General features: G+C 52.8%; 21 protein-coding genes. 4 read left to right on the plus strand and 17 right to left on the minus strand.

The annotated features are described in order from the left end of the window. Nucleotides 1–389: 389 nt before the first annotated feature. From AC0MA3_RS09535 to ggt, 16 genes are all read right to left on the minus strand, one after another. Nucleotides 390–1,346, minus strand: coding sequence for a 3'-5' exoribonuclease YhaM family protein (locus AC0MA3_RS09535; protein ID WP_379155492.1), 957 nt, complete (start codon nucleotides 1,344–1,346; stop codon nucleotides 390–392). Nucleotides 1,347–1,591: 245 nt separating this feature from the next. After that, entirely contained in the window at nucleotides 1,592–3,889 is a 2,298-nt protein-coding gene (locus tag AC0MA3_RS09540) for an FMN-binding protein (RefSeq protein WP_474655998.1), read from the minus strand. Between the two features lie 558 nt (nucleotides 3,890–4,447). Continuing rightward, nucleotides 4,448–4,900: an IDEAL domain-containing protein gene (locus AC0MA3_RS09545; protein WP_474655999.1), complete on the minus strand. Its 453-nt coding sequence runs from the start codon at nucleotides 4,898–4,900 to the stop codon at nucleotides 4,448–4,450. A 352-nt stretch (nucleotides 4,901–5,252) separates the two neighbouring features. Continuing rightward, nucleotides 5,253–7,058, minus strand: coding sequence for an adenine deaminase (locus tag AC0MA3_RS09550; RefSeq protein ID WP_474656000.1), 1,806 nt, complete (start codon nucleotides 7,056–7,058; stop codon nucleotides 5,253–5,255). 18 nt (nucleotides 7,059–7,076) lie between these two features. After that, nucleotides 7,077–8,309 carry a pyridoxal-phosphate-dependent aminotransferase family protein gene (locus tag AC0MA3_RS09555; protein WP_379155481.1) on the minus strand — a complete coding sequence of 411 codons (1,233 nt, stop codon included), beginning with the start codon at nucleotides 8,307–8,309 and terminating at the stop codon, nucleotides 7,077–7,079. 22 nt (nucleotides 8,310–8,331) lie between these two features. Further along, nucleotides 8,332–9,621, minus strand: coding sequence for a M20 family metallo-hydrolase (locus AC0MA3_RS09560; RefSeq protein WP_474656001.1), 1,290 nt, complete (start codon nucleotides 9,619–9,621; stop codon nucleotides 8,332–8,334). Continuing rightward, complete coding sequence (locus tag AC0MA3_RS09565) at nucleotides 9,618–11,012, minus strand: allantoinase (protein WP_474656002.1); 1,395 nt, start codon at nucleotides 11,010–11,012, stop codon at nucleotides 9,618–9,620. Before AC0MA3_RS09565 ends, AC0MA3_RS09560 begins: the two co-directional genes overlap by 4 nt. Before the next feature lie 36 nt (nucleotides 11,013–11,048). Continuing rightward, the gene (uraH, locus tag AC0MA3_RS09570) at nucleotides 11,049–11,441 is read right to left on the minus strand and encodes a hydroxyisourate hydrolase (RefSeq protein ID WP_474656249.1); all 393 of its coding nucleotides are present in this window, start codon (nucleotides 11,439–11,441) and stop codon (nucleotides 11,049–11,051) included. 99 nt (nucleotides 11,442–11,540) lie between these two features. Then, nucleotides 11,541–12,071, minus strand: coding sequence for a 2-oxo-4-hydroxy-4-carboxy-5-ureidoimidazoline decarboxylase (uraD, locus tag AC0MA3_RS09575; protein ID WP_474656003.1), 531 nt, complete (start codon nucleotides 12,069–12,071; stop codon nucleotides 11,541–11,543). A gap of 96 nt (nucleotides 12,072–12,167) precedes the next feature. Further along, nucleotides 12,168–13,097, minus strand: coding sequence for an ABC transporter permease (locus tag AC0MA3_RS09580; RefSeq protein ID WP_474656004.1), 930 nt, complete (start codon nucleotides 13,095–13,097; stop codon nucleotides 12,168–12,170). A 30-nt stretch (nucleotides 13,098–13,127) separates the two neighbouring features. Further along, nucleotides 13,128–14,210: an ABC transporter permease gene (locus AC0MA3_RS09585; protein WP_474656250.1), complete on the minus strand. Its 1,083-nt coding sequence runs from the start codon at nucleotides 14,208–14,210 to the stop codon at nucleotides 13,128–13,130. A 29-nt stretch (nucleotides 14,211–14,239) separates the two neighbouring features. Then, on the minus strand, nucleotides 14,240–15,772 hold the full coding sequence (locus AC0MA3_RS09590) for an ABC transporter ATP-binding protein (RefSeq protein WP_379155466.1): 1,533 nt from the start codon (nucleotides 15,770–15,772) through the stop codon (nucleotides 14,240–14,242). 106 nt (nucleotides 15,773–15,878) lie between these two features. After that, nucleotides 15,879–17,051, minus strand: a complete 1,173-nt coding sequence (locus tag AC0MA3_RS09595) for a BMP family ABC transporter substrate-binding protein (protein WP_474656005.1) — start codon at nucleotides 17,049–17,051, stop codon at nucleotides 15,879–15,881. A 209-nt stretch (nucleotides 17,052–17,260) separates the two neighbouring features. Beyond that, entirely contained in the window at nucleotides 17,261–18,835 is a 1,575-nt protein-coding gene (locus AC0MA3_RS09600) for a PucR family transcriptional regulator (protein WP_474656006.1), read from the minus strand. Nucleotides 18,836–19,199: 364 nt separating this feature from the next. Beyond that, on the minus strand, nucleotides 19,200–20,381 hold the full coding sequence (locus tag AC0MA3_RS09605) for an amidase (protein WP_474656007.1): 1,182 nt from the start codon (nucleotides 20,379–20,381) through the stop codon (nucleotides 19,200–19,202). A 131-nt stretch (nucleotides 20,382–20,512) separates the two neighbouring features. Continuing rightward, entirely contained in the window at nucleotides 20,513–22,090 is a 1,578-nt protein-coding gene (gene ggt, locus AC0MA3_RS09610; RefSeq protein WP_474656008.1) for a gamma-glutamyltransferase, read from the minus strand. A 250-nt stretch (nucleotides 22,091–22,340) separates the two neighbouring features. Between ggt and AC0MA3_RS09615 the strand changes: the two genes are divergently transcribed. Both AC0MA3_RS09615 and AC0MA3_RS09620 read left to right on the plus strand, forming a co-directional pair. Further along, a complete protein-coding gene (locus AC0MA3_RS09615; protein ID WP_474656009.1) occupies nucleotides 22,341–22,919 on the plus strand; it encodes a chromate transporter in 579 nt (192 codons plus the stop codon). Continuing rightward, nucleotides 22,919–23,458, plus strand: a complete 540-nt coding sequence (locus tag AC0MA3_RS09620) for a chromate transporter (protein ID WP_474656010.1) — start codon at nucleotides 22,919–22,921, stop codon at nucleotides 23,456–23,458. The genes AC0MA3_RS09615 and AC0MA3_RS09620 overlap by 1 nt, the downstream gene beginning before the upstream one ends. 19 nt (nucleotides 23,459–23,477) lie before the next feature. On the opposite strand, the gene AC0MA3_RS09625 is transcribed toward AC0MA3_RS09620, so the two are convergent. Further along, the gene (locus AC0MA3_RS09625) at nucleotides 23,478–23,855 is read right to left on the minus strand and encodes a PH domain-containing protein (protein ID WP_474656251.1); all 378 of its coding nucleotides are present in this window, start codon (nucleotides 23,853–23,855) and stop codon (nucleotides 23,478–23,480) included. A gap of 168 nt (nucleotides 23,856–24,023) precedes the next feature. Here AC0MA3_RS09625 and AC0MA3_RS09630 point away from each other — a divergent pair, with 168 nt between their 5' ends. Both AC0MA3_RS09630 and abc-f read left to right on the plus strand, forming a co-directional pair. Further along, nucleotides 24,024–24,191, plus strand: coding sequence for a hypothetical protein (locus tag AC0MA3_RS09630; RefSeq protein WP_167374756.1), 168 nt, complete (start codon nucleotides 24,024–24,026; stop codon nucleotides 24,189–24,191). Between the two features lie 107 nt (nucleotides 24,192–24,298). After that, nucleotides 24,299–26,305 (plus strand): ribosomal protection-like ABC-F family protein, encoded by a 2,007-nt coding sequence (abc-f, locus tag AC0MA3_RS09635; RefSeq protein ID WP_474656011.1) that lies wholly within the window; start codon nucleotides 24,299–24,301, stop codon nucleotides 26,303–26,305. Nucleotides 26,306–26,316 lie beyond the last annotated feature (11 nt).

The following is a 26,316-nucleotide window of genomic DNA, read 5'->3' on the forward strand; positions in this document are numbered from 1 at the left end:
AGCTTCAAGCTTTATCTCATATGAATACGTTGTGAACTTTTGTCCTTTTTTCACCATAAAAATGCACCCCTTAGATTCATCGGATAAACCAGGGGTTTATTCCAATGTCTATTCTAAGGGGTGCACTTCAAAACGGATCGGGGGTTTTTCTTGCTTCTTCCTGCTACACAACCCTATCTTTATCAGTTGAATTTGAAGTCCTACTAAAGTGGGTAAGTAACGGAGGAGAAGTTTGGAACTGGAGGAGCGGCAGCGGCAGCCTTTATATTTGGATTTCTACCGCGTCCAGCGGTTTCAATCCAGAAATCCAAATATAACAGCGGCCGGAAGTCCAAACATTCTCCGCAGTTACGTTCCATCCGCGTTAGTATATTTTCAGTTCGGCTTATCTAGATCTTTAAACGATATACCGCCTTATTCTCCAGCCCCCGGATAAAAGGCGTCCACTCCTCCGTCTCAGGTGTCGTATCCAGCGCGTCTTCCACCATCTGCAGCTTCGCATCCATAGCATCGATATGATGAAGAGCTACAGCCTCTGCCGTCTGCGGCTGAACCGGGCTTCCCCACTCACCCAAGTTATGATGGGATAATACCAGATGCTGCAGGCCGAGCACTTTTTCGGATTCCAGATCAATACCGGAGCGGATCGCCGCCTCGGTAATCCAATTGGACGCCATAGAGATATGCCCGATCAGCTTGCCCTGAACACTGTAATCCGACACAATCCCGAACTGTGAGATCATTTCCTCGGGCTTGGCGATATCATGCAGAATAATTCCTGCCTTCATCAGATCGGGATTCAGGAACGGGCGCTGCTTGCAGAGAAACTCACCGATTTCCAGCATCCGTACCATATGATAAGCAAGTCCGGCGAAATAAGCGTGATGATGGGTTTTGGCCGCCGGATAATGCATTAATTTCTCTTCCACTTTGCCCACACAAAACGATACAATCGTCGCGATCTCCGGGTCAGTGATGCTCGCCATCACTCCCTTAATGGTATGGATCAGATCCACCGGGCGGATAGGTGCAGACCTTATAAAATCAGTGAGTGAAACATTGTCGGAATCATTAGCAAGCCTGATCTTGGTTACTTTAACCTGAAGCTTCTCGCGATAAGTATGTGCAACCCCGCGTACCTTCACCAGTGCCATCGGGAAAAAGGTTTCTTTATCTGTTGTGCTTACATCCCAGAATTTCGCCGAGATTTGACCACTGGAATCGCCCAGAACAATATCAAAATAATCCTTTGGAGGAGTACCGTTTGTTTGTTTGATTGCCAGCTCCCGTAATAGATAAAAGCCGACAAATTCATCCTGCGGAGATAGCTGTTTAATAAGTGTCATGTTGGAGCCTCCCATTACTAACAGGACCTAAGCCTGTTGTGTATATTAAACTTTAGACATTCATCTCCGAAATCCCTCTAATTACTATACGATTCCCAAATGAATTTATGCTCTCGTCCCACTACATGCCGTTCTTACCCATATCTTAAAGATTCGAAAAAGGGATGAAGGAATGAGCCAAAAAAAGAGGTTGTCCCGGGCCATTTGCATGACCATGAACAACCTCTTTGAGAAGATAGCAGAAATTATTTACCTGCGGTTTCCAGTGCAGCTTTGATAGCTTCTACCACTTTTGTGGAAACTGCCTTTTCAGCATCATTATTGCCGAATGCCGCTGCACGGTATCCGTACTTGTGGAGGCCGTAGCCGCTCGAAGTATTTTCGATCTCAGCCTTCACAGCTTTTTCAGCGTCAGTCAATTGCATGTAAGGCTTAACTTTACCCGCAGCGTCCAGGTAGTACACCAGCATACTTACTGGAACGCCGTATTTCACATTCACCATTACATTTACGGTCTTGTCGGTACTTACTCCAATGAAAGTTCCGTTAAAGTAAGCCGCTTTGTTAGCTTCAGTAACTTCAGCTTTGCCATACGCTCTGTCAACCGCAGCCTTCATTGCATTGCTGCTGCTGGTTGCGCCAGATACCGCATCCACTTGCTGAGCGCCTTCTCTGTTGCCTGCGGCAAGGAAGCCGGCTGTCAGCTGCGGAAGAGCTTTTTGCACTTCAGCATAAGCGTTTTTACCCAGGTCTACCATATTCATGCCTACACGGGTAAGCGTTACGTTTACGATTTTACCATTACGCAGAGTAACATCAGCTCTGTTTGTTCCTTTGTCATAAGCGTCACCATAGGCGGTGAAGGTACCGTCTTTATAGGTTCCTTGTTCTTTGGAAGCATTGGTCAGTGCATCGGTCAATGCTGCTCTTGCTGCTGCCGACAAGGCTTCTTGGCCTGTAACGTCAGGTGCTTGTACACCTTGGGCAAGCAGTCCTGAAGTCAATTGTTCAACCAAAGTCTTTTGTTCTGGAGTCAGCTTGTCGTCAGCAATCAATTTGCCATCGGTTCCGAACAAGCTCAGTTTAATGCCCGTTACCTGGTCTGCGGCTACATCAACAAGCAATAGAACTTTAGATGTATTGTCCACACCGGCAAATTTGCCGTCAAAATACTGGCCGGCTGTTGGAACTTTCAGTGCCTTTTCAAACGCTCTTTCTACAGCCTGATTCCAGCCGTGGCTGCTTTCAGTAGCACCGGAAATACCGTCTACTTTCTCATCATAATTAGCGATATAAGAACCATTAGCAAGCAATTTTGCAGTCATTGGTGCATTGGCTTTTACCACTTCGGCATAGGCAGTTGCGCCTCTGTCGATCAGGTTAGTGCCCAGTCTGTACAGTTTCACGTCTACCAGCTTGCCGTTGCGGATAATAATATCTGCTCTTTCTACGCCCACACTTCTTGCAGTACCGTAGGAAGAATAGAATCCGTCAATGTAAGCGGAAGTATTGTTAATAGTAGCGTTTTGTTCTGCATCCCAGAAAGCTTTGATAGCCGCTTTGGATTCTGCTTCGTATCCGGCAACCGGCTGAGCGGAAGAACCGTTAGCGAGCAGTACTGGTGTGATGGCTGCAATCGCAGCAGTTTGTTCTGCAGTATACGTCTTCTCATCTACGAAACTTCCGTTTGCATTCAAAGGGTACAGCTTAACAGCAGTAAGCTTGTTCTCATCGTAGCTGGCGAATACAGCGTATTTGCCCTCTGGATCTACCCCCATATGATCACCGGCAAAATAAGTAGCATCAGCAGGTTTTACCTTAAGCGATCTTTCAAAAGCTCTGTCTACTGCCAGCTTCCAGCCATTGCTGGAACGGGTTGCGCCGGATACGGCATCGACTCCTGCTGCACTGTCTCTGGTTTGACCAAGCAGTCTGCTTTTCATCAATCCGTAAGCCACCCATACGCCGCTGTAATTGTCGCGTGCATTGACATCGATGATTTTTGGATTGGTTCTCATAAGCTCGATAGCCGTAATCTTGCCATCTTTGATTGTTATTTTTGCGCCTTCAGTGCCTTTGGAGTATGCATTACCATAAGCCACGTACACTCCATCCTGATATACAGCTTGTTTTACTGTTACAGGTGTAGCGGTTGCTACTGGTTTAGCCGTAGCTACTGGTTTAGCCGTAGCTACTGGTTTAGCTGTAGCAACTGGTTTGGCTGTAGCTACCGGTTTAGCAGTGGCTACCGGTTTAACTGTAGCTTTGGCCGTTGCAACAGGCTTTGCCGTTGCCTTTGGCGTTGGTTTGGCTGTTGGTTTAGGTGTAGGCTTAGGTGTTGGTTTGGCCGTTGGCTTTGGCTTGGCCGTTGGCTTGGTTGTTGGCTTTGGCGTTGCAGCCGGTTTGGCTGTAGCTGCCGGTGCTTCTTCCGAGGCCGCTGAAACCGCATCCACCTTCAGATTCAGAGCTGGTGCATTAATCGTGTACGCCAGTGGCGCGAGCAGCAGAGCTGCGGTAACTGTCAAAGAAATTAGCTTTTTCAATGAGTATTCTCCTTTACCATATCCCCAGTAATATGTAACATTTCACAATACAAGCTATACCCTGCTTATCTCTCTTCCGCTCTTATAAAGATCTTCCTTTATCTTCATAAGAGGAGATCCCCCCTCCCGTATGTGCACGACCTATCCTGTGTGTGAAAGGATGCATCCATTTATATGATTTTTGCAAAAGGTGAATTAATTCACATAAAAGGATTGAAGTCTGCAAGCGGTAATTTCTGGCTTGATAATATCAAATTTTTGCTTTAATTCTCTGTATACAAAATCACATACCCTATAAGAAACATCACTATTTCATAAATATCACAAATTGATGCTATTTTTTACTCTCATTTTCTTCCATATGCTCCTTCTTATTATATTCATGTGATTCCTTGTATTGTGTTTCTCATAATGAATGTGATATTTTGGAATGATGCCAACTGGAACGAAGCAGGCTTAACGGATATAAATAAATCAAGCCGCCCATCTGCATAAAAACATGCAAACAGAGCGGCTTTTGAACAAATCCTTTAAGAATAATATGAATGAAAGTTAGACTTATGCAGTCAACTGTTTGTATTTGGAGGTTAATTCCTCGAACCATTGCTTATCCTGTAACGACAGTGCAAAATCGATTAATTCGGCGATTTCCCCCGGCTGAAGTTCCGGTGAATCATTAAAACTAACCTCAGCTCCCGCCATTGCTTCTCCATAAGCACCTTCTGCAAAATCATAAGAAAAGCGGAGCTTGATATCACTCTCCAGAAATTCGTTCCTCAGGAAGTACAGCACCTCGCACATCAGAACCGGCCGGGTGTGGTTGTCAAATACACACTCCATAACCTTGGCCCAGTAGTGCTGGTTGCTTAGATGCAGCTTGTCATTGGTTAACAGATATTGCTCACCTTGAAAGTCATTGACGAACCTCACTTCAAGCGGCTCCATTTTAAAAATCGCAGCAATTTGCTTTCTGGTGATATTCACGATGTCCTGCGTATCCAATCTCATCATTTCATACACCTCGTTCTTCATATTTGGGCTTTCCGTACCTTGTCAGCATGAGAATATAGCAATAATTTTAATTAATTTAAAAGTATTATCGTCTATTTTCTGCAGTTTGTTAATGTTTTTTTATAAAATTCCATAAAAATATGTTTCTTAATGTGATGAAATGGTTAAATTATAGGTTTTGATTACAATATCGTTACTTTTACAGTCCATAGAGACTAAAAATGCTGGTAAAAATCCCTTTGCCGTCCTAAAAAATACAGAGTTCCTTTCGGCGAGAAAAACATGAAAATGGGGTATCCCAGTCAAATTAATGACTGTAGATACCCCAATGGATTGAACTGGCTTTTTAGTGCTATACAAATAAGGAGACGAGTTCTATCCCCTCTTCCGGCGAGATGCGCACCAAGCCTTTATCAGAGATACGCAAAGTCGGGATCACTGCTAACGCAAGCAAGGACAATGTCATGAAGGCATAATTCAGCGTACACCCCGAATCAAAGAGCGCTTTGCTGATCGCTGCAGACTTCGCTGCTGCTACCTCGAAGGGCTCTATGGACATCAGACCCGCAATCGCCAGCGGAAAAAGCGTGATCCCGGCGGTTGTGATGACAGCCACGCCGCCCTGAGCTTCAGCAACCGCCCCCGCTGCTGCGGCCATCAGCCCATCATCATTACCAATCACCAGCACATTGTGGCTGTCATGAGCCACAGTCATGGCAATGGCCGCAGGCTCATGGAAGCCGATTCCTGCTACAACACCAACCGATTTGTTGCCGGTTCCTTTATGGCGTTCGAAAACTGCTATTTTACAAAGGCCGTTCTCCACTTGCAGTATTCCTTCTTCTACGGGCAGCTTCAGGATAAGCTCCTCCGTCTCCACATGATTCTCAATCACCCGGATTACCCGTGTTGACAGACTGCCTGATTCCATGGGCGCGCGGATCACAAAATCTTCCGCCACCGGGAGCCGCGGCAAATGAACCGAAGTGAGTACCTCATCAGGATATGTATACGTCTCAAGGGGAGCAGTCATCATCCCATTCTCAGCCACCACCACACCTGCCGCTATAGTCATCACTACGTGAACATCCGCCAGATTCCCGTCCAACATGATCATATCGGCACAGGATCCGGGTGTAATCGAGCCGATATCACGGGCAACGCCAAAGCGCTCAGCGGTGTTGATGGTCGCCATTTGAAAGGCAGTCACCGGCTTTACCCCTTGCGAGATGGCATGACGCACCACAAAATCCATATGACCTTCGTCACGCAAGGATTCCGAGCTGCGGTCATCGGTCACGAGCAGCATCCGGCGCGGGTCCAGTCCATGCTCCGTGTGCGCGGTGATTGTCTTCGCCACATCATGCCAGGCGGAGCCGCGGCGCATTTTGGCATACATGCCCAGGCGGACGCGCTCGATCACATCCTCGGCTGTGACACACTCATGATCGCCGGTTACGCCAGCAGCCGCATACACGGGCAGCCTCCAATCACTGGACGGCCAGGTGAAATGCCCATCCACCACCCGTTCGGCACGTAAGGTTGCCTGAATTTCTCCGAGCATTCTTGCATCTCCGTAGACCACACCGGGAAAATTCATCACTTCGCCCAGTGCAATCACATCGTCGCCCCAGGTATAGGCTTCCGCTACCTCATCCGGCCCTATGGAAGCGCCGGTCGTCTCAAATTCCGCACCTGCCGAAGGTACGCAGGAGGCCACCTGCATGTAGGCAGCCAGCGGTGTTCCCCGCATCTCCTCCAGCATCAGCTGTATGCCCTTAAGTCCGAATACGTTGGCAATCTCATGCGCGTCGAAGAATCCTCCGGTAGTGCCAAGCGGCAGCACAGCACGGGCGAATTCCGTCACAGTCAGCTGTGTACTCTCAATATGGCAGTGTCCATCCAGCAGACCCGGAGCCAGGTATCTCCCGTCCGCTTCAATGACCCGCGTCCCTTCACCGATCATATGTGAGACATCTTTGCCAACATAAGCGATGCGTCCACCCTGAACGGCGACAGACATTCCCTCCAGAATCTCCCCGGAACATACATTGACCAGCTTGCTGCCCGTAATTACCAGTGTAGCCGGCAGATCCCCTCGCGCGGTAGCCACAAGCTCCGGGACACAATCCGCAAGCGGTTTTCTTTTAAAGGACATTCATTATTCTCCTCCCGTTCATTCCATCTTTGCCTCATATACATCGAGTGCCGCCTGAACGCCAAGCCCGCAAGGCACCGCATATCCATGCCGTATAAGAGCCGCCTCCAGCGCCCCCAACACACGCAGCACATTATTCTCGCGGCAGCTGAAGCCCATAGTGCCAATGCGCCAGATCAGCCCTTTTAACGGACCGAAAGAGCTGGCAATCTCAATGCCAAAGCGGCTAAGCAGCATATCCCGCACCGACTCGCCATTCACCCCTTCCGGAATGCATACACAGGTCACTACCGTCAGCTTACTCTCCGGGTCTCCATACAGCTTGAGGCCCATCGCCATAAGTCCAGCGACCAGAGCCTTTTCGTGTAAGGCATGCCGGACATGCCTATTCTGAAGGCCTTCTTCCAGCACGAGCCGCAGGCCTTCCCGCAAGGCATAGAGCATGGAGGTCATCTCCGTATGATGATTCAGCCTCTGTTCACTCCAGTAATCCTGCAGCATGCTCAGATCGAAATAATTACTGCGGATCACAGGCAGTTCACTGCTCTGAATCCCACCTGTGCGCAGACCGCGTTCAACCTGTTTGCGCTTCATAAGCTTGGCTTCGGCGCGCGCATTATACGTCACCGGCGCCATGCCTGAAGGAATGGACAGACATTTTTGGGTACCGCCGATAACGGCATCCAGCATCCAAGCATCCGTCTCCACCGGCACCCCGCCGATAGTCGCCACAGCATCCACAATCAGCAGCGCGTCATGCTCGCGGCAAGCCCGCCCAATCTCCGCCAGCGGCTGTACCTGCCCTGTCGAGGTCTCGCCATGAACCATGGCAACCACATCAGGTTTGAAGTCCCTAATCGCAGCGATGACCTCATCTGGTGTGAACACACTTCCCCAGGTTTTCTCTATAGTGAATACCTCGGCACCGCAGCGTTCAGCAATCTCATGCAGCAGATGGCCAAACCGCCCGTAGATAGGAATCAGCACCCGGTCGCCCGGGGCAATCAGACTAACCATTACCGCTTCAATCCCGGAGCGGGAGGTACCGTCTACAGGATAAGCCCACTTATTCTCTGTTGCAAACAGCTCACGCAGCATTCCCATTGTCTCATTCATAATATCAGTAAATTCGGGATCGAACTGTCCGAGTACCGGAAAAGACATCGCCCGCAGCACACGCGGATCGACCTCTACCGGACCAGGGGTCATAATACACCGCAGGGACGGCGACAAATCTTCGTACCGCTTCATGATCATCTCTCCCTCTATAGATTCAGCTCTCCTCGTAGGCAAGCTTATATAATAAAGCGATCAGAACATCCAGCCCAGTCGCCAGCTCCTCCGGGGAAGAATACTCCTCCGGAGAATGGCTGATCCCCGCCCGACTAGGAACAAAAATCATGGCTGTCGGACACCTTGGCGCGAACAGCTGGGCATCATGCCCCGCTCCGCTCACCATACTGCGGAAGCTCCTCCCCTGCTCCTGGCAGATGTGTTCAAGGGCTTCGCAGAGTGTCTGGTTCATGAGCGCGGGGGAGGTTGCCAATGTCTGCACCAGCTCAAGCTCAAGGCCGCGCCGGGCTGCAATCTCTCTGAACTCCGTCATGAGCCGGGAGCAGAAGCGCTCCAGCTGCTCTGCCTCGCTATGACGGATATCCAGCGTGAACTCTACTTCGCCTGGAATTACATTCGATGTCCCCGGAAGGACTTCAAGCCTTCCGGTGGTGGCAACCAGCGGTTCTCCCGCTTCTGCAGCGAATCGTTCCATTACAGTCAGCATCTCCGCTGTACCGGCCAGCGCATCGCGGCGTAGCCTCATCGGCGTTGTTCCGGCATGATTGGCGGTTCCAGATACCTTGGCCGTGAAACGTCTTTGGCCCACAATCGCCTGCACCACCCCAATGTGCTGCGCGGAGTGTTCCAGAATAATTCCCTGCTCGATATGCAGCTCGACATACATCCCGATATCATCTCTATAGGAAGAATTCACACAGTGGTCAACGTGATCATCACGTTCTGGCCGCTCCCCCTGGTTTGGCAAGCCGTAGCCGCAGGCCTCCATCGCCGCCATGAGTGTAATCCCCTCCGGATCAGAGATGGATTCTGACACGCTTCCGTTATATAGGCCAGTCACATTTCCGGAACCCCAGAACGTCAGCGGAAAACGGCTTCCCTCCTCCTCACAGAACGCAGCAACCTCCAGCGTCCGCAGCGGCGGCCCGAAAGTCTCCGCCAGATAATGGAGCGCGGTGACCGCAGCCGCCACTCCATAGACTCCGTCATATTGGCCGCCGTTCACTACAGTGTCGATATGTGAGCCGGTCAGGATTACTTTATCGGTATGGCTGGATCCGCTCAGCCGTCCAAAGACATTGCCTACGGGATCGGTGTGAACCTCCAGCCCGAGCGCAGCCATTTTTTCCTGCAAAAAATGCTGGGCCCCGCTCCACTCCGGTGTATATAGCAGGCGGGTAACTCCCGGTCCCGGAGCGCTGAATGCCGCCAGTTCCTTCAGAAGCACCATCATATTCCCGGCTGGTGCGCGCAGGGACGGCCCCTTCATACAGCCGGCTGCCCCTTATGGATCTGCAGCCACTCTCCTCCGTCCGCCGACATCACACCTTGTTCAGCGGTATACACCACGTTCCCCCGGACGATTGTAGCCGTGACCTTGCAGGATAAGGTCATTCCGGTATACGGGCTGTGCTGGTGCCGATAGAGCAGATCCTCCGCAGCCAGTGTGTAATCAGCGTTGGGGTTCAGCAGCACCAGATCTGCATCCAGCCCCATGGCGATGGAGCCTTTGCGGTGATCCAGTCCGAACCGCCGAGCAGGTCTCTCCGACAATAAAGCTGAGACTTGAGTGACTGGCAAGCCGCGTACATGCACGCCTGCATGGAACATCAGCTCCAGGCTACTCTGGGCACCCGAAATCCCGCCCCAGGCTTCAAAAAACGTCAGCTCAGGATTCAGCTTAAGCTCAGGCGGACAAGGCGAATGGTCTGAAGCGATCAGGTCGATTTTATCCTCAGCCAGCACCTTCCACAGCTTCTCCTGCTCTTCCGGGCTGCGGAGGGGCGGAGCGCACTTGGCTACAGGCCCCAGCTGTTCCATGCTATCTTCATTAAGCAACAGATAATGCGGACAGGTTTCCGCTGTCACATCCAATCCGCGCAGCTTCGCAGCATGAATCATATCAATCGCAGCTGCCGTGCTGATATGCACGAAATGCAGCCGGCAGCCGGTACGTTCACTGTACAGCAGTGCCCGGGATACCGCCTCAAGCTCCGCTATCGCCGGACGGGAAGCAGCGAAATCCCGCGCCCCTGTCTTACCGCTGCGGACGGCATCTGCCGACAGCACAGCCGTAATATCTTCGCTCTCCGCATGCAGGGCAAGAATACCTCCGAGGGCGGCGATTTTTTGCATTCCCAAATATAGTGTCTCGTCATCCACCTCACGGAACCGGCCTTCTCCTTCGCCGCCAGGATTAGAGATAAAAGCCTTGAAGCCAGTCACACCAGCCTCCATCAGATCCTCTAAATCCCCCAGATTTCCAGGAACGAGACCGCCCCACAACACATAATCTACTGCAGAATTTGCAGAAGCAGCCTCCGCCTTAAGCTGAAGCGCAGCCTTATTCACCGTAGGCGGATTGCCGTTCAGCGGCATATCTGCATAGCAGGTACATCCCCCTGCTGCCAATGCTGCAGAACCGGAGCGGAATCCTTCCCAGTGGCCAAACGCCGGTTCATTAAAGTGCACATGCATATCGATCATCCCCGGCAGCACATATTGCCCCTCTGCATCGATGACCGTAGTTGCTGCCGTGGCCCTAAGCCCCTGGCCCAGTGCGGCGATCTTTCCGTCCCTTACCCCGACATCCAGCTTCCGCACTTCTCCGGGCAGCACGACATCACCATTTCTGATAATAAGCTCGTATGATTCCTCCATGAGTCGGTCACCTCCGGTCGTTTACTCTTGCTCTATTCAGCTCCCCCGGTATGTACTGTATCCCCCGGGTGCAACCAGCAGCGGAACGTGGTAATGGTCTGTCGTATTAGTGATGTTGAACCGGATCGGGATATTTTCCAGAAAAAAAGCTTCCTGCAATCCCTGGTCGCCCAGCGTTCTCCCATCCTCCAAACCTTCCAGTCCCCTCCCCCGATAGTAATCTCCCGCCATGAACAGCAACTCGTAGCAGCCCGGAATTAGCTCTGCTCCTTCCAGCAGCGGGGCATCCAGTCTGCCGTCATGGTTCGTGGTTGCTTCACGCAACAGCTTCCATGAGCTCTCTTCAAGGCTCCATAGCTGAAGCTTCATACCAGCTGCCGGCAAGCCATGCGACAGGTCCAGCACATGCGTTGTTAGACGACCGCTCATGTCATCCATAGCAATACTTGCAATTCCCGCTCCAGTCATGGCAGAACACCTCCGCTGGTTCTATTGGCTTTGTATCTTCTATTCCCGTTGACTCTCGATTTATTGCTCTGCAGTCTTCTCCTGGATCAGGTCATACAGCCGGAAAGCTGTAATCCGGCCGATCTCAGCTAGCGCCTGCTCCCGCTCTTCCTCCAGTGTCCGGACCACGCGAGCTTCAATAGAGTGAATAATATCATCCTTATTCTTGCCTCGCACAGCCAGGATAAAAGGAAAGCGGAATTTATCCGTATATGCTGCATTCAATTCTGTAAGCCTGGTGAATTCCTCTGGAGTCAGACGGTCGAGTCCAGCCCCCTGCTGCTCTGCCGCGGATAACGGGCTGACCTCCAGCCGGGTCGCCAGATCCGGATGTGCCCGCAACAGCGCCTCTGTCTGTCCTAGCTCTGCATTCCTCGCCGTACGCAACATCGCACTATGCAGCTCTGCGGTGGACTGGAACGGAATATGCGCATAAGCCCCCTCTGCTACCCAGGGCGAATGTTCGAAGATACCGCCAAGGTTCGCCACAAATTCCTGCTTGCTCATACGATTTATCTCTTCCAGCGTCAAAAATACAGGTGGTGTCGTCACAACCTTCCCCTCTTTCTATAGTTAACTCATTTCCGATTATTTTTAATTTTAACTTCTTTCAGGGAGGTTTCATAGCTGATTCGCTGTAGTGAATATTCAGAACCGCTGTTCCCGAATGTATGGTGTTCCCAGTGATTCCGGTGTACCGGAAGGCTTGTTGCGGTTACGGTAACCGAGGTACATGAGCACCAGGATCGTCACCACGTACGGAATCATTTTGAGGAAATAGGGTGGAATGACACTGCCGAGCAGCTGGATACGGAATCCGAGTGAGTCGAGCGCTCCGAAGAAATAGGCACAGAACAATGCACGAAGCGGATTCCATCTTGCAAAAATCACCAGACCCACAGCGATCCAGCCCCGGCCCGCCGTAAGCCCTTCATTCCAGGTCGGTGCATAGGCCAGCACCATGTCGGCACCTGCAAGACCAATCAGCGCGGTCCCGGCAGTGATATAGCTGTAACGGATCAGCTGTACACGGATTCCCATAACGTCAGCCGTGGCTGGACTGTCTCCTACGGCACGCAGATGCAGTCCCCAAGAGGTATGGTGAATCAGCAGATGCAGCACCAGTACCAGCAGCAGGCTGAACCATGTCAGAACATCCATCCGGCCGAAGATATCACCGACCACGGGAATTGACTTGACCCAGCCCAGATCCAGCTTGGGCGAAGGACCCGGCAGCGGAATCCCACTGATCGATTTGCCCAGATAAGCGCTCAGACCGCTGCCAAACAGTGTCATCGCCAGCCCCGACATGGTCTGATTGGCACGCAGGGTAACACACAGGAAGGCGTGCACTAGGCCAAGCACAGCGGTGACCGCAATTGCCGCAAGTAAGGCCAGCAACAGATTTTCACTGCGGATGTAGACGATACAGGTCGTGACTGCCCCCATCAGCATCAGCCCCTCCGCCCCAAGCTGGATAATGCCCGCCCGCTCATTCAGGATACCTCCGAGTGTAGCCAGCAGCAGCGGTGTTCCGGCGGATATGGCGGCTATTAATAACTGTGTAGTGAAATCCATGGTTATACTCCCTTCTCTAAGAGGATGCTGCTATGCGCTCCGGCGGATGCGGAAACGGTGGATCATATCGCCGGCGATCAGGAAAAACAGAATTGCACCCTGCAGCATTTCCGATATGGACGAAGGCAGCCCGATGGTCTGCACACTGTAGCCGCCGACAATAAGACCGCCGAACAGGATTGAGGTGACGATCAGACCAAGCGGATTCAACTTGGCAAGCCAGGCGACAATAATAGCGGTATAGCCGTAACCCGGCGAGATTCCCTGCATGAGCTTGTGTGTGACCCCGGACACTTCGGCCATGCCTGCAATACCGGCCAGACCGCCGCTGATCAGCATGACAATAATAATATGCTTCTTGATGTGAATTCCTGCATAACGCGCAGCGGTCGGATTGGCGCCGATCAGCCGCAGCTCATAACCCCATCGGGTGAATTTGATCATCAGATAATAGACCGCTACCGCCACCAGACCAAAGATCAGCCCGATATGCAGTCTCGTGGTTCCCAGCACAGGCAGCGACTGGGCAGCAGTGAACATCGGTGAACCCGGGAAGTTGAAGCCCTTCGGGTCTTTCCAGGGGCCAAACACCACATAATCCAGCGCCAGCAGTGCTACATAATTCAGCATCAGAGAGGTAATCAGCTCGTTGACGCCAAAATGGGTCCGCGGAATCGCAGTCATCAGTCCCCAGAGAGCTCCGGCGGCCGTTCCAAATACCAGCATGAGCGTAATAGACCAGAAGGACGGCAGATCTGGAAAATAAATGGTCACCGCCGTAGCGGCCATCGCCCCAACGGTCAGCTGTCCCTCTGCGCCGATATTCCATACAGAAATGCGGTATGCCACAGCGATCCCGAGTCCGCACAGCAGTAACGGTATCGCTTTAACCATGGTTTCCGTGAAGCCGTAGGAGGTACCGAAGGCTCCGCGGAACATTTTTTCATATACAGTAATCGGGCTCATACCGTTGGCAGCGATGAACACCGCACAGAGCAGAAGCGCCAGAATAACAGATAGGACCGGTGACCACCATGGAGAGCGCGTACGGCTTGCATCATACTCCAGACGCATGGACAGCCATTTGCCGGGTTTGGCCGGAGCGGACTTCATCGTTACTGTGTCACTTGCATTTTGGGGACTCATATGGCGCTTGCCTCCTTGTTCCGGATTCCGGCCATGAGCAGGCCGAGGTTCTCGCGGTCCGCATGCTCATGGTCACTCTCACCGATGATCGAACCGTTATAAATTACCAGAATCCGGTCTGACAACTGAAGCAGTTCATCCAGATCTTCGGATATCAGCAGTACTCCGCTGCCCGAACTGCGCAGCTCCATCAATAAATCATGCACACCGGCAGTAGCGCCTACATCCAGCCCCTGGGTAGGATGGACCGCAACCATCAGCTTCGGCTGGTGGCTAACTTCACGGGCGAACAGCAGTTTCTGCTGGTTGCCGCCTGACAGCTGTTGTACCGGGGTATCCAGCTCAGGCGTCTTGACATTGAAGCGTTCGACCAGTGCCTGCGACCAGGATCGATTTTTGGCTGCCTTCAGAAAACCGAATTTGGAGTGTTCATCACTGCGGTAAGATTTGAACAGCAGGTTATCTACAGAGCCCAGACGTCCGGCCAGTCCACTCTTCATCCGGTTCTCCGGTACATGAGAGATTCCCGAATCGATAGCGCCCCGCACCGAAGCGGATTTTACCGGCTTGCCATCAAATTCGATGTCGCCGTTCTTCCAGGTCCGAAGCCCTGTCAGTACTTCTGCCAGTTCCTTCTGTCCATTGCCGGCCACCCCGGCAACCCCTACAATCTCACCTTCGCATACCTTGAAGGACAAGCCGTCCAGCGCTTTGCGGCCATGGTCGGCAGTAACCTCTAGATTATTGACAACCAGCAGCGGTTCTCCAGCGGAGACCTCGCGCTCCTGGCGGGTAATTTCAACCTCGCGTCCAACCATCAGGCGGGCCAGCTCCAGCTCATCCGTCTCTGCTGTGGCCAGCGTTGCAATCATTTTTCCTTTGCGCATGACGGAGATACGGTCTGAAGAAGCCATCACCTCTTTCATTTTATGCGTAGTCATGATGACCGTCTTGCCGGCCTGCTTCATGACCTGCAGTGTCGCAAACAGCTGCTCCACCTCACCGGGAGTCAGCACAGAGGTGGGTTCATCCAGAATGATGATATCCGCACCGCGGTAGAGGGTCTTGACGATCTCTACCCGCTGCTGCTCGCCGACGGACAGCTGCCAGATTGGACGATCCACCGGAAATTTGAGCCCGAACCGCTCCGCCAGACCTTCGATTTCCCTGTGTTTATTTTTTATCCAATGACTTCCCCGCCAGAAAGACGACTTTTCGCCAAGCACGATATTCTCCGCTGCCGTGAGACTTTGCACCAGTCTGAAGTTTTGAAATACCATGCCTACGCCAAGGAGTGCAGCATCTTTGGGGGAACGGATCTTGGCCGGCTGGCCGTGAACGAGAATTTCGCCTTCATCCGCTCTGTACACCCCTGAGAGCATACTCATGACCGTGCTTTTACCTGCTCCGTTCTCACCCAGCAACGCGTGAATCTCACCCGCATTTGCCGAAAAATCGACTTCATCGCTTGCCGTTACAGAACCGAATTTCTTCACGATCCCGCGCATTTCAACCGAAGGGTTCTGCATTATGGAACGCTCCTTTCCTTATACTTGTAGTACGGGTGGGGAAGGCTCCGCTGTACGGAACCCGCCCCACCCATAAGGCCTTGCAATATCCACTTGGCTTCAGTGCTTATTTCGGAATCGTGCCTTCAATGCCTTTGACCAGCCAGTTCATGGACAGCACTTCTTCAAGCGTCAGCTTTTGGCCTTCCTGAACCTGAACCTTGCCCTGGTTATCAGTGATGGGGCCGGTAAATACATCCAGCTCACCGCTGATGATTTTGGCCTTGGCATCTTCTACAAGCTTCTTCACATCATCGGGAACCTTGCTGCCGAACGGCGCAATGTCAATCATACCGTCGGCCATATCCCCGGAATACTGTTCGTTCTTCCATGTTCCGTCCATCACGGATTGAACAGCCTTCACGTAATAAGGTCCCCAGTTCCATACAGGGTTGGTCAGATAATTATCCGGAGCGTATTTGCCCATATCCGAGTCGTTCCCCCCGGCAAAAGCACCGCGTTCTGCTGCAGCCTGCAGGGTTGCAGGTGAATCCTGATAAGCGAGCAATACATCTGCGCCTTTATCCAAAAGACTGATTGCCGCCTGACGTTCCGTAGCAGGGTCGTACCAGGTATTCGTCCACACCACGTCCACTTTAACATTCGGGTTGACGCTTTGCGCGCCTAGTGTAAAGGCGTTAAGGTTGTAGATAACCTCACTGATCGGGAAAGCACCTACATAACCAAGGTGGTTTTTCTTGGTCATTTTGCCGGCTGCAATACCCGCCAGGTAGCTGCCCTGATAGTTTTTGCCGAAATAGGTTCCCATGTTGGCGGCTGTTTTGTAGCCGGAAGCATGCATGAATTTTACATTTGGAAATTTATTAGCTACGTTAAGGGTATAGTCCATATATCCGAAGCTTGTGGTAAATACGATATCATGACTCTGAGCCAGCTCGGTAATGATGCGTTCGGCATCGGCACTTTCCGGAACATTTTCTACAGTGTCCGCTTTAATGCCGAGCTCCTTCTCCATATAGAGACGGCCCTGATCATGCTGGAAGGTATATCCGCCGTCACCCGGAGGTCCAATGTAGACAAATGCAACCGTTGGCTTCTTTGCTGCCGGCTCTGTTGTTGCTGCCGCCTCTGTTGTCGTACCTGCATTCGATGCCGCTGGAGCTGCCGTACTGCTGGCGTTGCTGCCTGAATTATTGTTACTTCCACACCCCGCCAAAACCACCGCTAACAGGAACATTAATGCGAAGCTAAAAGTAACTGCCTGACCCCTTTTTTTCATAATTCTCCTCCTCCAGTAAATCTCTCATAATAGCTCAAGCCATTAATGTATCTCTACTATACTGAGACATCGCACTCGCGTAAATTTATATAACATACGTTTGTGCCCCTTCATAAGAATGGCTGGTTTTTTTGTGCCAAACGCACTATGATACGTCGAATTGTCCTTAAATTATGTGATAATACATAACATTAAGTTCGGGATTCCCCTCAATCTTGCTCTAACATGCTGCGGAAAAGAAAGACGAGCTTCAGGCGCATGAGATCATTGATTTTTTTGAAATCAACGTCCAGCAGTTCACTGAGCTTCTCAATCCGGTAAGTGGCGGTATTGCGGTGAATAAACAGCTTCTTCGCGGTCTCGTTCACATGCCCGTCATGATCCAGATAGACCTCCAGGGTATGCAGCATCTCTCTGACATACTCCGGCTCCCGGCTCTGAAGGCCGCGAAGACTGCTGTTACAGTATTTTTCCATAATTTCTGCCGGTATCTGACGCAGCAGCAGGTTCAGTTCAAGCTGCCGGTAATGCACAACATTTCCGTGCCCTCCCCAGTGCTGGAAGGTGCCCATACATTCCTTGATCTCGGTAAAAGCTTCCTTCAGACCTTCCGGCTTCGCCTTGGAGCTACTGAGCGCGGCGCGGGGATAATAACCTTTATCAAATTTCAGATGATCAAAACACTCATTCACCCATTCCCTTAATTGTTCAGGGCTATGCGGACCCGCCGGATACAAGGATAACAGCCCTTCGCCCATCATCATGTGAATGCCATTCAGCTCACGCAGCTCCGGATGCTCCAGATATTCCTCCTTCAAACGGAGCAACTCACCTAATCGTGCTTCCCCAGAAGTTCCAGAATCGGTAAGCATCAGTTGAAAAGGAGCCTGCAGCAGCTCCACTTCCAGCTTGACTGCAGCCTGGGCCAATTCGCCGCAAGACATCCCGCCGCTTAGGAAGCGCCTCATAATTCCGCTGAATTCCCTATGTTCGGCATGCTCGAAATAATCTTCATAACCGGAATGAATATGATAAGATATCAACTCTGCGCCTTGGACAAACAAGCTTTCTTCCACAGGCAGCAGCAAAGGGTCAATGGAGCAGTATACAAGATAACCGGAGCACTTGTCGCTCTGCAGCAAAGGGATCCGGTACCCGGTTCTGTCACCTATGCGGAAGCGCTGATTCCGGCTCTGCCAAGGCCAGCCCTCCAGTAGCTGCTGTGCGGTGTTGTCCGAATTATTGAATACCACTTCCCCACGGGCGCTGATAACAGCCAGCGGAGTCTCAATCACTTCCGATACGGATTCGAACAGCGGGCGGCTGCGCCCGGACCGCAGGGCGAACCGCATCAGCTTGCGCTGCTTCTCCATAATGCTCTGGAGCACACTGGTGCTGCGTGTAAGCTCGGCACGGAACAGCCCGTTCATCTGGTCGGAGAAGGTAAACTGGAACGGGAGCTCAATCAGCGGGAAATTCAGCGTCTCCGCTTCAGCAACCAGCTTCTCCGGGACAGCGTCCCAGAACCGGCCAAGCTTGATCCCCAGGCCCGCAGAGCCGCGCCGGTTCAAGGTCTGCAGCAACGCCGATGCATCCTCCAGATTGTCCTTGATTAGATATGCCGTCGTAAGCAGCATTTCCCCTTCTTTGATCCAGTCAGAAATATCCGGGGCATCCATCACATTGACAGATTTGATCACCCGGTGCTTGCCCTTCGAGCCAGCGATCAGCTTCGCTTCGGACAAAGGATAAATGGACAACGCTTCTTCGACCGTAAGATGCATAGCCACCCCTCCTTATTTTTGAGTTCATGTATTGAAGTTCATTCATGTTTGATGTTATGTTATGTAACATTATAGATAAAGATACCGGTGATGGGAAGAGGAAAATCAGAATCTCAGACAATTATGTTAGGAAACATAACAAATACTCTTAAGCTTACTGAGATGCTGCTGCTTATCTTGACGCAAAAAAAGGATACCCCCTTTTATCAAGGAAGGTATCCTATTCAGGAATAAATTACAGTAAAGCGGGAATAGCCCCCATCATGTTGACAGAACAATGTCTCAGCACGGGATAAGTGCATCATCTCATTGCTGCAGATAACCCAAGTGCGCCAAGCAAGACGCTGCAACCCTAACGAACAGTTCATTGCCATATGCGGCTGACCCAGGAGAGCAGCCGCATATCCTGGCCATGACCGCCTATTACGGACAAGCCCAGCGGCAGGCCGCCAGGTCCCGTCACCGGCAGCGTCAGCTGCGGCAACCCGGCTAAGCCGGCGATACAGCTGAGCATCATTGCGCCGCTGCGGTTCTGCTCCAGCTGGGCCAGATCCCCGCCGCGGCGCGGCGCGGGGCCGGGCACGGTCGGGAGGACGATGCAACCGTCCTCTCCAAGCAATTGCCGCAGCCGGGCGGCAATCTCCGCGCGCACCGCCTGTGCGCGGCTGTGATCCTGCCCGGCCAGGCCCGCCGCCCACGCGAAGCGGGCGGCAATATCCGGGCCGAAGAGCGGCTGCGCACGCTCAATCCAGGCCCCGTGGGTCGCCCATATCTCGGCGCCCTGCAGTTCCCTGAAGACATTCATCCATGTCTTCAGCCCCTCCGGCGCGAGCTCCGTCTCGCCGGATCGTCCCGCACCGGCCTGCAGCTGGCGCAGGCCTCGCTTCAGGCTGGCCGCACTGTCTGCACCAGCCAGCGCCCAAGCCTCCGGCGCGATGTGCAGCATGCTCATCGCGCCATCCCCGCTGCCCGGAGCTACCGCACCGAGCAGGACCTCTCCCGCCCGCAGAAGCACCTCCGGGCTGTCTGCAATCCAGCCTACGGTGTCGAAGCCCGGTGCAAGCGGGATTACCCCTTCCATCTCCACCGCGCCATGCGTCGGGCGGAAGCCGTACACGCCACAATAAGCCGAAGGGACACGAATGGAGCCGCCCGTATCCGTTCCCAGGGCAAAATCCACACTACCTGAAGCCACTGCCACCGCCGAACCACTGGAGGAGCCTCCGGGGATACGGCCCTCGGCACGCGGATTAACCGGCGTGCCATAATGGTAATTCTCCCCGCCAAGGCTGTACATCAGCTCATCGGTATGCGCGGCCCCCCGTAGGCTAGCCCCGGACTGCAGCAGCCTGCGGACCACTGATGCGTGGGTAGCTGAAGGAGGATGGCTGCGCAGCCAATCCGGGTTGCCCGCAGAAGAGCGGTGCCCGGCCACAGCAAATACATCTTTCACAGTAAAACTGGCACCCTCCAGTATTCCGTTCCCTAGAGCCGATACCTCAAGCTCCGGTTCAATAAATGCGCCGTACCGATTATGAAGACCCATCATGTCCCCTCCTCTCCTCCCGGGCAGTTCCGGCAATCTCTTCCTGTACACGCCGCTCTCTTCCAGCCCATTGTCCTTTAGCCTCTAACCATAGACTCTTACCTCTTGCCTGACCATCAGTATGATTGCATTTACCAGCCAATAGCAGTCCCATCACAGCGCGGATCTGTTCCTCCGCTGCGGAAGCCGTTGCTATCGATAGAAATCGCATGGGCATGGCCCATAATCCCATCATAGTCTCCAACAGTGCGCACCAAATGTCCGGCTTCGGATAGTCGGCTCCTTACCCCGGGTGCCACTCTACCCTCCACCTTCAACTCCTGGGTTGGCTCGCCCCAGGTTCTACCCCAGACAAAACGCGGCGCGTTCACCGCCGCCTGCGGGTCCATTCCGTAATGCAGCATGCGGGTCAGAAGCAGACTCTGCGTCTGTGGCTGGCCTTCGCCACCCTGTGTGCCGTAGAGATAAGCCGGCTTGCCGTCACGGCAGGCCATCGCCGGCATCAGCGTATGGAACGTGCGCTTGTGCGGCTCCAGCGTATTGATGTGCCTTGGGTCCAGCGAGAAGAACGAGCCCCTGTTCTGCAGCAGAATCCCCGTATTGCCTGCCACGATGCCAGAGCCAAATTCAAAGTACAGGCTTTGAATGAAGGAAACGGCGTTCCCTTCAGCATCCACTACCGCCGCATAAGCGGTATCCCGGCCCACCGGCTCACTGCCAAGCGGGGTTGCCTTCGCCAGTGAAATCGAGGCAGCCAATTGTTCCGCGTACTGCTTATCCAGCAACTGTTCCAGTGGAATCCGACTGAACACCGGATCAGTGAGCACCCGGTCCCGGTCGCGGAAGCTCAGCTTCAAGGCCTCCACCAACAGGTGGTAATATTCATAGGAGCCATGCGCGATGTCTCCGAAATTGTAATGTTCCAGGATATTCAGCGTCATCAGCGCAGTGAACCCTTGGGAGTTCGGCGGAACCTGGTAGACCATGTGTCCGTGATAATCCGTAGATACCGGCTCGTCCCAGTTCCCCTCATGGTCGGCAAAATCCTCCCGGGTGAGATACCCGCCGGAATCACGCATATATTGACTTATATCTTCGGCGATTTTCCCTTTATAAAAAGCATCCCTGCCTCCCTCTGCCAGGACCCGTAGTGACGCAGCCAGCTGCTTCTGCACAAACCTACTCCCGGCTGCCGGAACTGAACCGCCGGGAAGATAGATCGCGGCTGCCTCCGGCGACAGCGCCGCTCCTGCCAGCATGCTGTTGCCGTACTGGTCCGGCGACAGCGGAAACCCGCCCGCGGCGTAGCCGATCGCCGGCTCCAGCACCTCCCCCAGGGTCAGGCGTCCATACTCGCGCTGGACGGCAGACCAGCTGTCCGCCATTCCGGGTACCGTAATGGCACTGCGCACTCCCCGTCTCGGAATCGCTTCCTCGCCGGCGTAACAGTCCCTGCGGACGCCGTAACCGGAACGTCCGCTGCCGTTGTAAGCCCGGACGCGCCCTTCACCGGCGCTGTAAGTGAGCCAAAAGGCATCGCCGCCCAGTCCCGTCATATGCGGATAGACCACAGCGAGCGTAGCGCTGACCGCTACCGCCGCATCAAAGGCGTTGCCGCCATTTTGCAGAATTCGCGCTCCGGCGGCGGATGCCAGGTAATGAGGGCTGACCACCATCGTTTTTGTGCCTATTACAGGACCTGTCGTCATGCTGCCCATCTCCCATTCCTGTGGTTCAAGTTAGTGTCATTTAACAGCACCGCAAAAACCTTTGTCAATCCAGGCAAATGAAAACGCACGCGCCTTCCCTGTTTTTTGTGAGCTGTGCACAAAGTTTCACGGAACCCCCTTCCATGAGGTAGCTGCAAACCGATGAATTGTATAGAATAGGCCTCAAAACCAGCCCCCTTCTATATTGAGTTTGACAGTTACACTCACCACATTTACTAGGAGGAGTCACGTGAACATCAAAGACAATCCCTATTTACAACTTGCCGTCGCCATGTGCAGAACAGGCATACTCGGGTACGGCGGCGGCCCCTCCGTGATTCCCTTAATCCGTCATGATGCTGTGGCCCGTTACGGGTGGCTGACAGATGATGAATTCGGGGAAACGCTGGCTATCGCGAATGCCCTGCCGGGCCCCATTGCCACCAAAATGGCCGCCTATCTCGGCTATAAGCTGAAGGGAGTCAGAGGCGCAATACTCTCTGTGCTGGCGCATATCCTCCCGAGCGGGATCGCGATGATCGCCCTTCTCTCTGCAGTCAATTATCTCAGCGGCTCCAAGGTAGTTGCCGGAATGATTGCCGCCGTTTCACCTGTCATCGCGGTGATGCTGGGACTCATGGCTTACGAATTTGCCCAAAAAGCCTTTAAAGGCCTCGGCAAGCGGTTCGGCGCCGCTTTTCTGCTGCTCGCCCTGGTATTACTTGAAGTGCTGCATATCCATCCGGCGATTGTGATCGTGCTGTTCCTCGGTTATGGAACCGTTCACTACCGGATTCTCGCGAAACAACAAAAGGGAGGGACCGCCTAATGGAATGGCTGAAACTGATTTACGGCTTTTTTATGGCTAATCTGCTCGGGTACGGCGGCGGCCCCGCTTCCATCCCGCTGATGTATGAGGAAATCGTGCCGCATCACGGCTGGCTTACGGATCAGGAATTTTCGAATATGCTGGCACTTGGTAATGCATTGCCCGGTCCCATCGCCACCAAGATCGCCGTTTTCGTCGGTTATGATGTTTATGGATGGCTGGGAATGACCGCAGCTCTGATCGCCACTGTAGTTCCTTCGGCGGCGGCACTGATCATTCTGCTGGGCGTTATGCAAAAATACAAGCAGTCGCCCGTAGTGAAAGGCATGACCCTGCTTGTACAGCCAGTGATCGCTATTATGATGATTGTCCTCACTTTAAAAATGGCTAAAGGCCCCGCCGAATCGATTGGCATTTGGCAGACACTGATCATTGCCGCAATCGCCTTTGGGGCGATACAAAAGCTTAAACTGCACCCCGCGCTGGTGATCCTGGCTGCATTTGCCTATGGCGGGCTGGTGCTCCGTTATACCGTTTAGCAGCCATGCCGCACTAAGGTTATTTTAAAATATACTGGGACAGCACAGCCTGCACCTCGTAAATATTAACCGATTTGTTAAAGGTCTTCTTAAGCGGCATTGCGCTTCCCGAGACATAAAGGCATAACTCCGCATCCAGATCAAAGTGTCCGGCCGTCTCCACGGAATAATGCGATATGCTTTTGTAAGGGATGGAATGATATTCTGTCTTTTTGCCGGTAACCCCCTGCTTATCCACGAGAATCAGCCGTTTATCCGTAAAAATGAACATATCCCTGACCAGTTTATAGGCCCGCTCGATTTTTTCCTGCGGCGCAAGAATCTGTGCGTATTCCCGCTGAACATCCGTCAGCGCCACCTGGGTGGCATTGCCCAGCAACCCGTTAAAAATCGCCATCGCCAAGACCCCGTTTCCTTGTTTGATTTGGCCAATCATCCCCCGCCATATACTCATACTACTTAAGGCTTTGATCAGATATGCACAGGTGCTGTACTTTTGTTCTTGCATATCCAGCCGTTATTGGTTACACTATTCCTAAATTTGTATGAAGGAGGTGTAGGAGGAATGGATCACAATCGGACCAATAGTGTTAGCAGCCGGCTGATTAATATTATGGCTGGCATCGTTCATGTAAATGCCGACAACGGGAGAAGTCTGTCCATTTACAAGAATTCAATAACACTACAACATTGTGAAATGCCTTTCCTGCCTACGCTTCAACGGACGCTTTAAGACCGGAGAACGATGAAGGCCGCGGGGAGATTTCCCTGCGGTCTTTTTTGTTTTGGAAGATTGGACCAGAGCAGCGATTAGGGCATTCCTATAAAAGGAGAATACCTATGATCATCTCATGCCAAAATGTTCAAAAATACCACGGTGCTCAGCTCGTACTGAGCGATATTACCTTCGATATAAGGCAAGGCGAAAAAATCGGCCTGATTGGCCGCAATGGCTGCGGTAAAACCACCCTTTTCCATCTGCTAAGCGGCGAAGAACGTCCCGAGCAAGGGCAAATCTCTATCCGCAAAGGCAGCGTCATCGGAATGCTGGCTCAAATCCAAGAGGTGAATGACGAGGAAACCGTGTATGCAGTCCTGCAGCGAAGCTTCGCTGAACCACTGAAGTGGCAAGCACGGCTAAGGGAGCTGGAGCTGGAAATGTCCGTACCGGATGCCGCTGCAAGCGGGCAGAGCTGGAATCAGCTGCTTAAGGAATACGGTACGCTTCAAGAGAAGTTCGAGGCCGCTGGTGGCTATGAAATTGAATCTTCTATACAGCGTGTAGCCACAGGCCTCGGCATCGGTGCCGGGCAATATGAGCGGCGCTTCTCTTCCCTCTCGGGCGGCGAGAAAACCAAAGTCGGCCTGGCCGAGCTGCTGCTGCGCCGCCCGGATATTTTGCTGCTGGATGAGCCGACGAACCATTTGGATATGGAGGCCATCGAATGGCTGGAGCAGTTCCTGCAGGATTATGACGGCACGGTGCTGGCCATTTCCCATGACCGCTACTTCCTCGATGCCGTAGTGAAGAAAGTGATTGAGATCGAAGACGGGGAAGCCTTCACCTTCCATACCAATTACAGCGGGTATCAGATCGAGAAAGAAGCCCGGCTGCTGCGGCAATTCGCCGACTACCAGGAGCAGCAGAAGAAAATCAAGCAGATGCAGGAAAGCATCAAACGGCTGATTGAATGGGGCAACCGCTCCAATCCGCCGAATCCTTCCTTCCACCGACGGGCCGCCTCGATGCAGAAGGCGCTGGACCGGATGGTGAAGGTCAAACGACCGATCCTGGAGCGCAAAGCTATGGATTTGCAGCTCCAGCAGGAAGACCGTACCGGTAATCAGGTCGTCATTCTTGAGCAGATCAGCAAAAGCTACGGAGAACGTACCCTTTTCTCGAAAGCCAGTGAAATTCTGCGGTATGGCGAGACCACTGCACTGATCGGCGGCAACGGGGCAGGCAAAAGTACGCTGCTCCGGATTATTCTGGGCCAGGAAATGCCGGACGAGGGAAGCTGCACCTTAGCCTCCAGAGCGGTTGTCGGCTACCTGGCACAGGAAGCTGTTCCCGAAGACGGAACCCTGTCCGTGCTGCGGTACTTCCGGGAGGAAGCAGGCCTCGAGGAAGGTGAGGCCAGGGGACAGTTGGCCAGGTTCCTCTTTTACGGAAGTGACGTGTTCAAGAGCATTTCAAGCCTCTCAGGAGGCGAATGGACACGGCTGCGGTTCGCAGTGCTGATGCATCGCCGTCCGAACCTGCTGGTTCTGGATGAGCCCACGAACCATTTGGATATCGATTCCCGCGAGGCGTTGGAAGAAGCACTGGAAGAATACCCGGGCACCGTGCTGGCGGTATCCCATGACCGTTATTTCATCAATCGCTGCTTCGGGAAGCTCTGGTCCATCGCGAAAGGAAGATTCAGCGCGTTCTCCGGGAACTACGAGTATTACAAAGAAAAGCAGGCTGAACAGGCTGCCGCATTCTCGCAGCCTCTGAACAGCAACTATAAGGGGGACCCGCAACCGCAACCTTCCGCCAAATCCAGCAACAACCCATCTGACGCCAAGACTGCTGCTTCAGATGGAAGGCGAACGGATAAGGGCGAATTCAGACGCAGCAGTTCCACATCGGCCGCCGTCTCCGGGAAGTCACGCCCTCTGGAATACTGGGAGCAGATGATTGCCAAAACGGAGGCCCAGCTTGGCTCCATTGATGCTGAAATGCTTGCTCCGCTGAATTCCAGCGATGCGCATAAGCTCGGAGAACTTCAGCTCATCCGGGATACCTTGCAAGAGAAACTGGATGAATTATTTGCCTGCTGGATGAGCGTAACCGAGCAATAAAAAAGAGAGGA

This window comes from Paenibacillus sp. LS-5 (genome assembly GCF_056121505.1).

What these genes read in the sequence shown, in the direction of transcription:
- AC0MA3_RS09535 (WP_379155492.1), bottom strand. Translation starts at nt 1,346, where the DNA reads ATGACACTTATTAAACAGCTATCTCCGCAGGATGAATTTGTCGGCTTT.
- AC0MA3_RS09545 (WP_474655999.1), bottom strand. Translation starts at nt 4,900, where the DNA reads ATGATGAGATTGGATACGCAGGACATCGTGAATATCACCAGAAAGCAA.
- AC0MA3_RS09550 (WP_474656000.1), bottom strand. Translation starts at nt 7,058, where the DNA reads ATGTCCTTTAAAAGAAAACCGCTTGCGGATTGTGTCCCGGAGCTTGTG.
- AC0MA3_RS09555 (WP_379155481.1), bottom strand. Translation starts at nt 8,309, where the DNA reads ATGAAGCGGTACGAAGATTTGTCGCCGTCCCTGCGGTGTATTATGACC.
- AC0MA3_RS09560 (WP_474656001.1), bottom strand. Translation starts at nt 9,621, where the DNA reads ATGAAGGGGCCGTCCCTGCGCGCACCAGCCGGGAATATGATGGTGCTT.
- AC0MA3_RS09565 (WP_474656002.1), bottom strand. Translation starts at nt 11,012, where the DNA reads ATGGAGGAATCATACGAGCTTATTATCAGAAATGGTGATGTCGTGCTG.
- uraH (WP_474656249.1), bottom strand. Translation starts at nt 11,441, where the DNA reads ATGAGCGGTCGTCTAACAACGCATGTGCTGGACCTGTCGCATGGCTTG.
- AC0MA3_RS09580 (WP_474656004.1), bottom strand. Translation starts at nt 13,097, where the DNA reads ATGGATTTCACTACACAGTTATTAATAGCCGCCATATCCGCCGGAACA.
- AC0MA3_RS09585 (WP_474656250.1), bottom strand. Translation starts at nt 14,210, where the DNA reads ATGAAGTCCGCTCCGGCCAAACCCGGCAAATGGCTGTCCATGCGTCTG.
- AC0MA3_RS09590 (WP_379155466.1), bottom strand. Translation starts at nt 15,772, where the DNA reads ATGCAGAACCCTTCGGTTGAAATGCGCGGGATCGTGAAGAAATTCGGT.
- AC0MA3_RS09595 (WP_474656005.1), bottom strand. Translation starts at nt 17,051, where the DNA reads ATGAAAAAAAGGGGTCAGGCAGTTACTTTTAGCTTCGCATTAATGTTC.
- AC0MA3_RS09600 (WP_474656006.1), bottom strand. Translation starts at nt 18,835, where the DNA reads ATGCATCTTACGGTCGAAGAAGCGTTGTCCATTTATCCTTTGTCCGAA.
- AC0MA3_RS09605 (WP_474656007.1), bottom strand. Translation starts at nt 20,381, where the DNA reads ATGGGTCTTCATAATCGGTACGGCGCATTTATTGAACCGGAGCTTGAG.
- ggt (WP_474656008.1), bottom strand. Translation starts at nt 22,090, where the DNA reads ATGACGACAGGTCCTGTAATAGGCACAAAAACGATGGTGGTCAGCCCT.
- AC0MA3_RS09620 (WP_474656010.1), top strand. Translation starts at nt 22,919, where the DNA reads ATGGAATGGCTGAAACTGATTTACGGCTTTTTTATGGCTAATCTGCTC.
- AC0MA3_RS09625 (WP_474656251.1), bottom strand. Translation starts at nt 23,855, where the DNA reads ATGGCGATTTTTAACGGGTTGCTGGGCAATGCCACCCAGGTGGCGCTG.
- AC0MA3_RS09630 (WP_167374756.1), top strand. Translation starts at nt 24,024, where the DNA reads ATGGATCACAATCGGACCAATAGTGTTAGCAGCCGGCTGATTAATATT.
- abc-f (WP_474656011.1), top strand. Translation starts at nt 24,299, where the DNA reads ATGATCATCTCATGCCAAAATGTTCAAAAATACCACGGTGCTCAGCTC.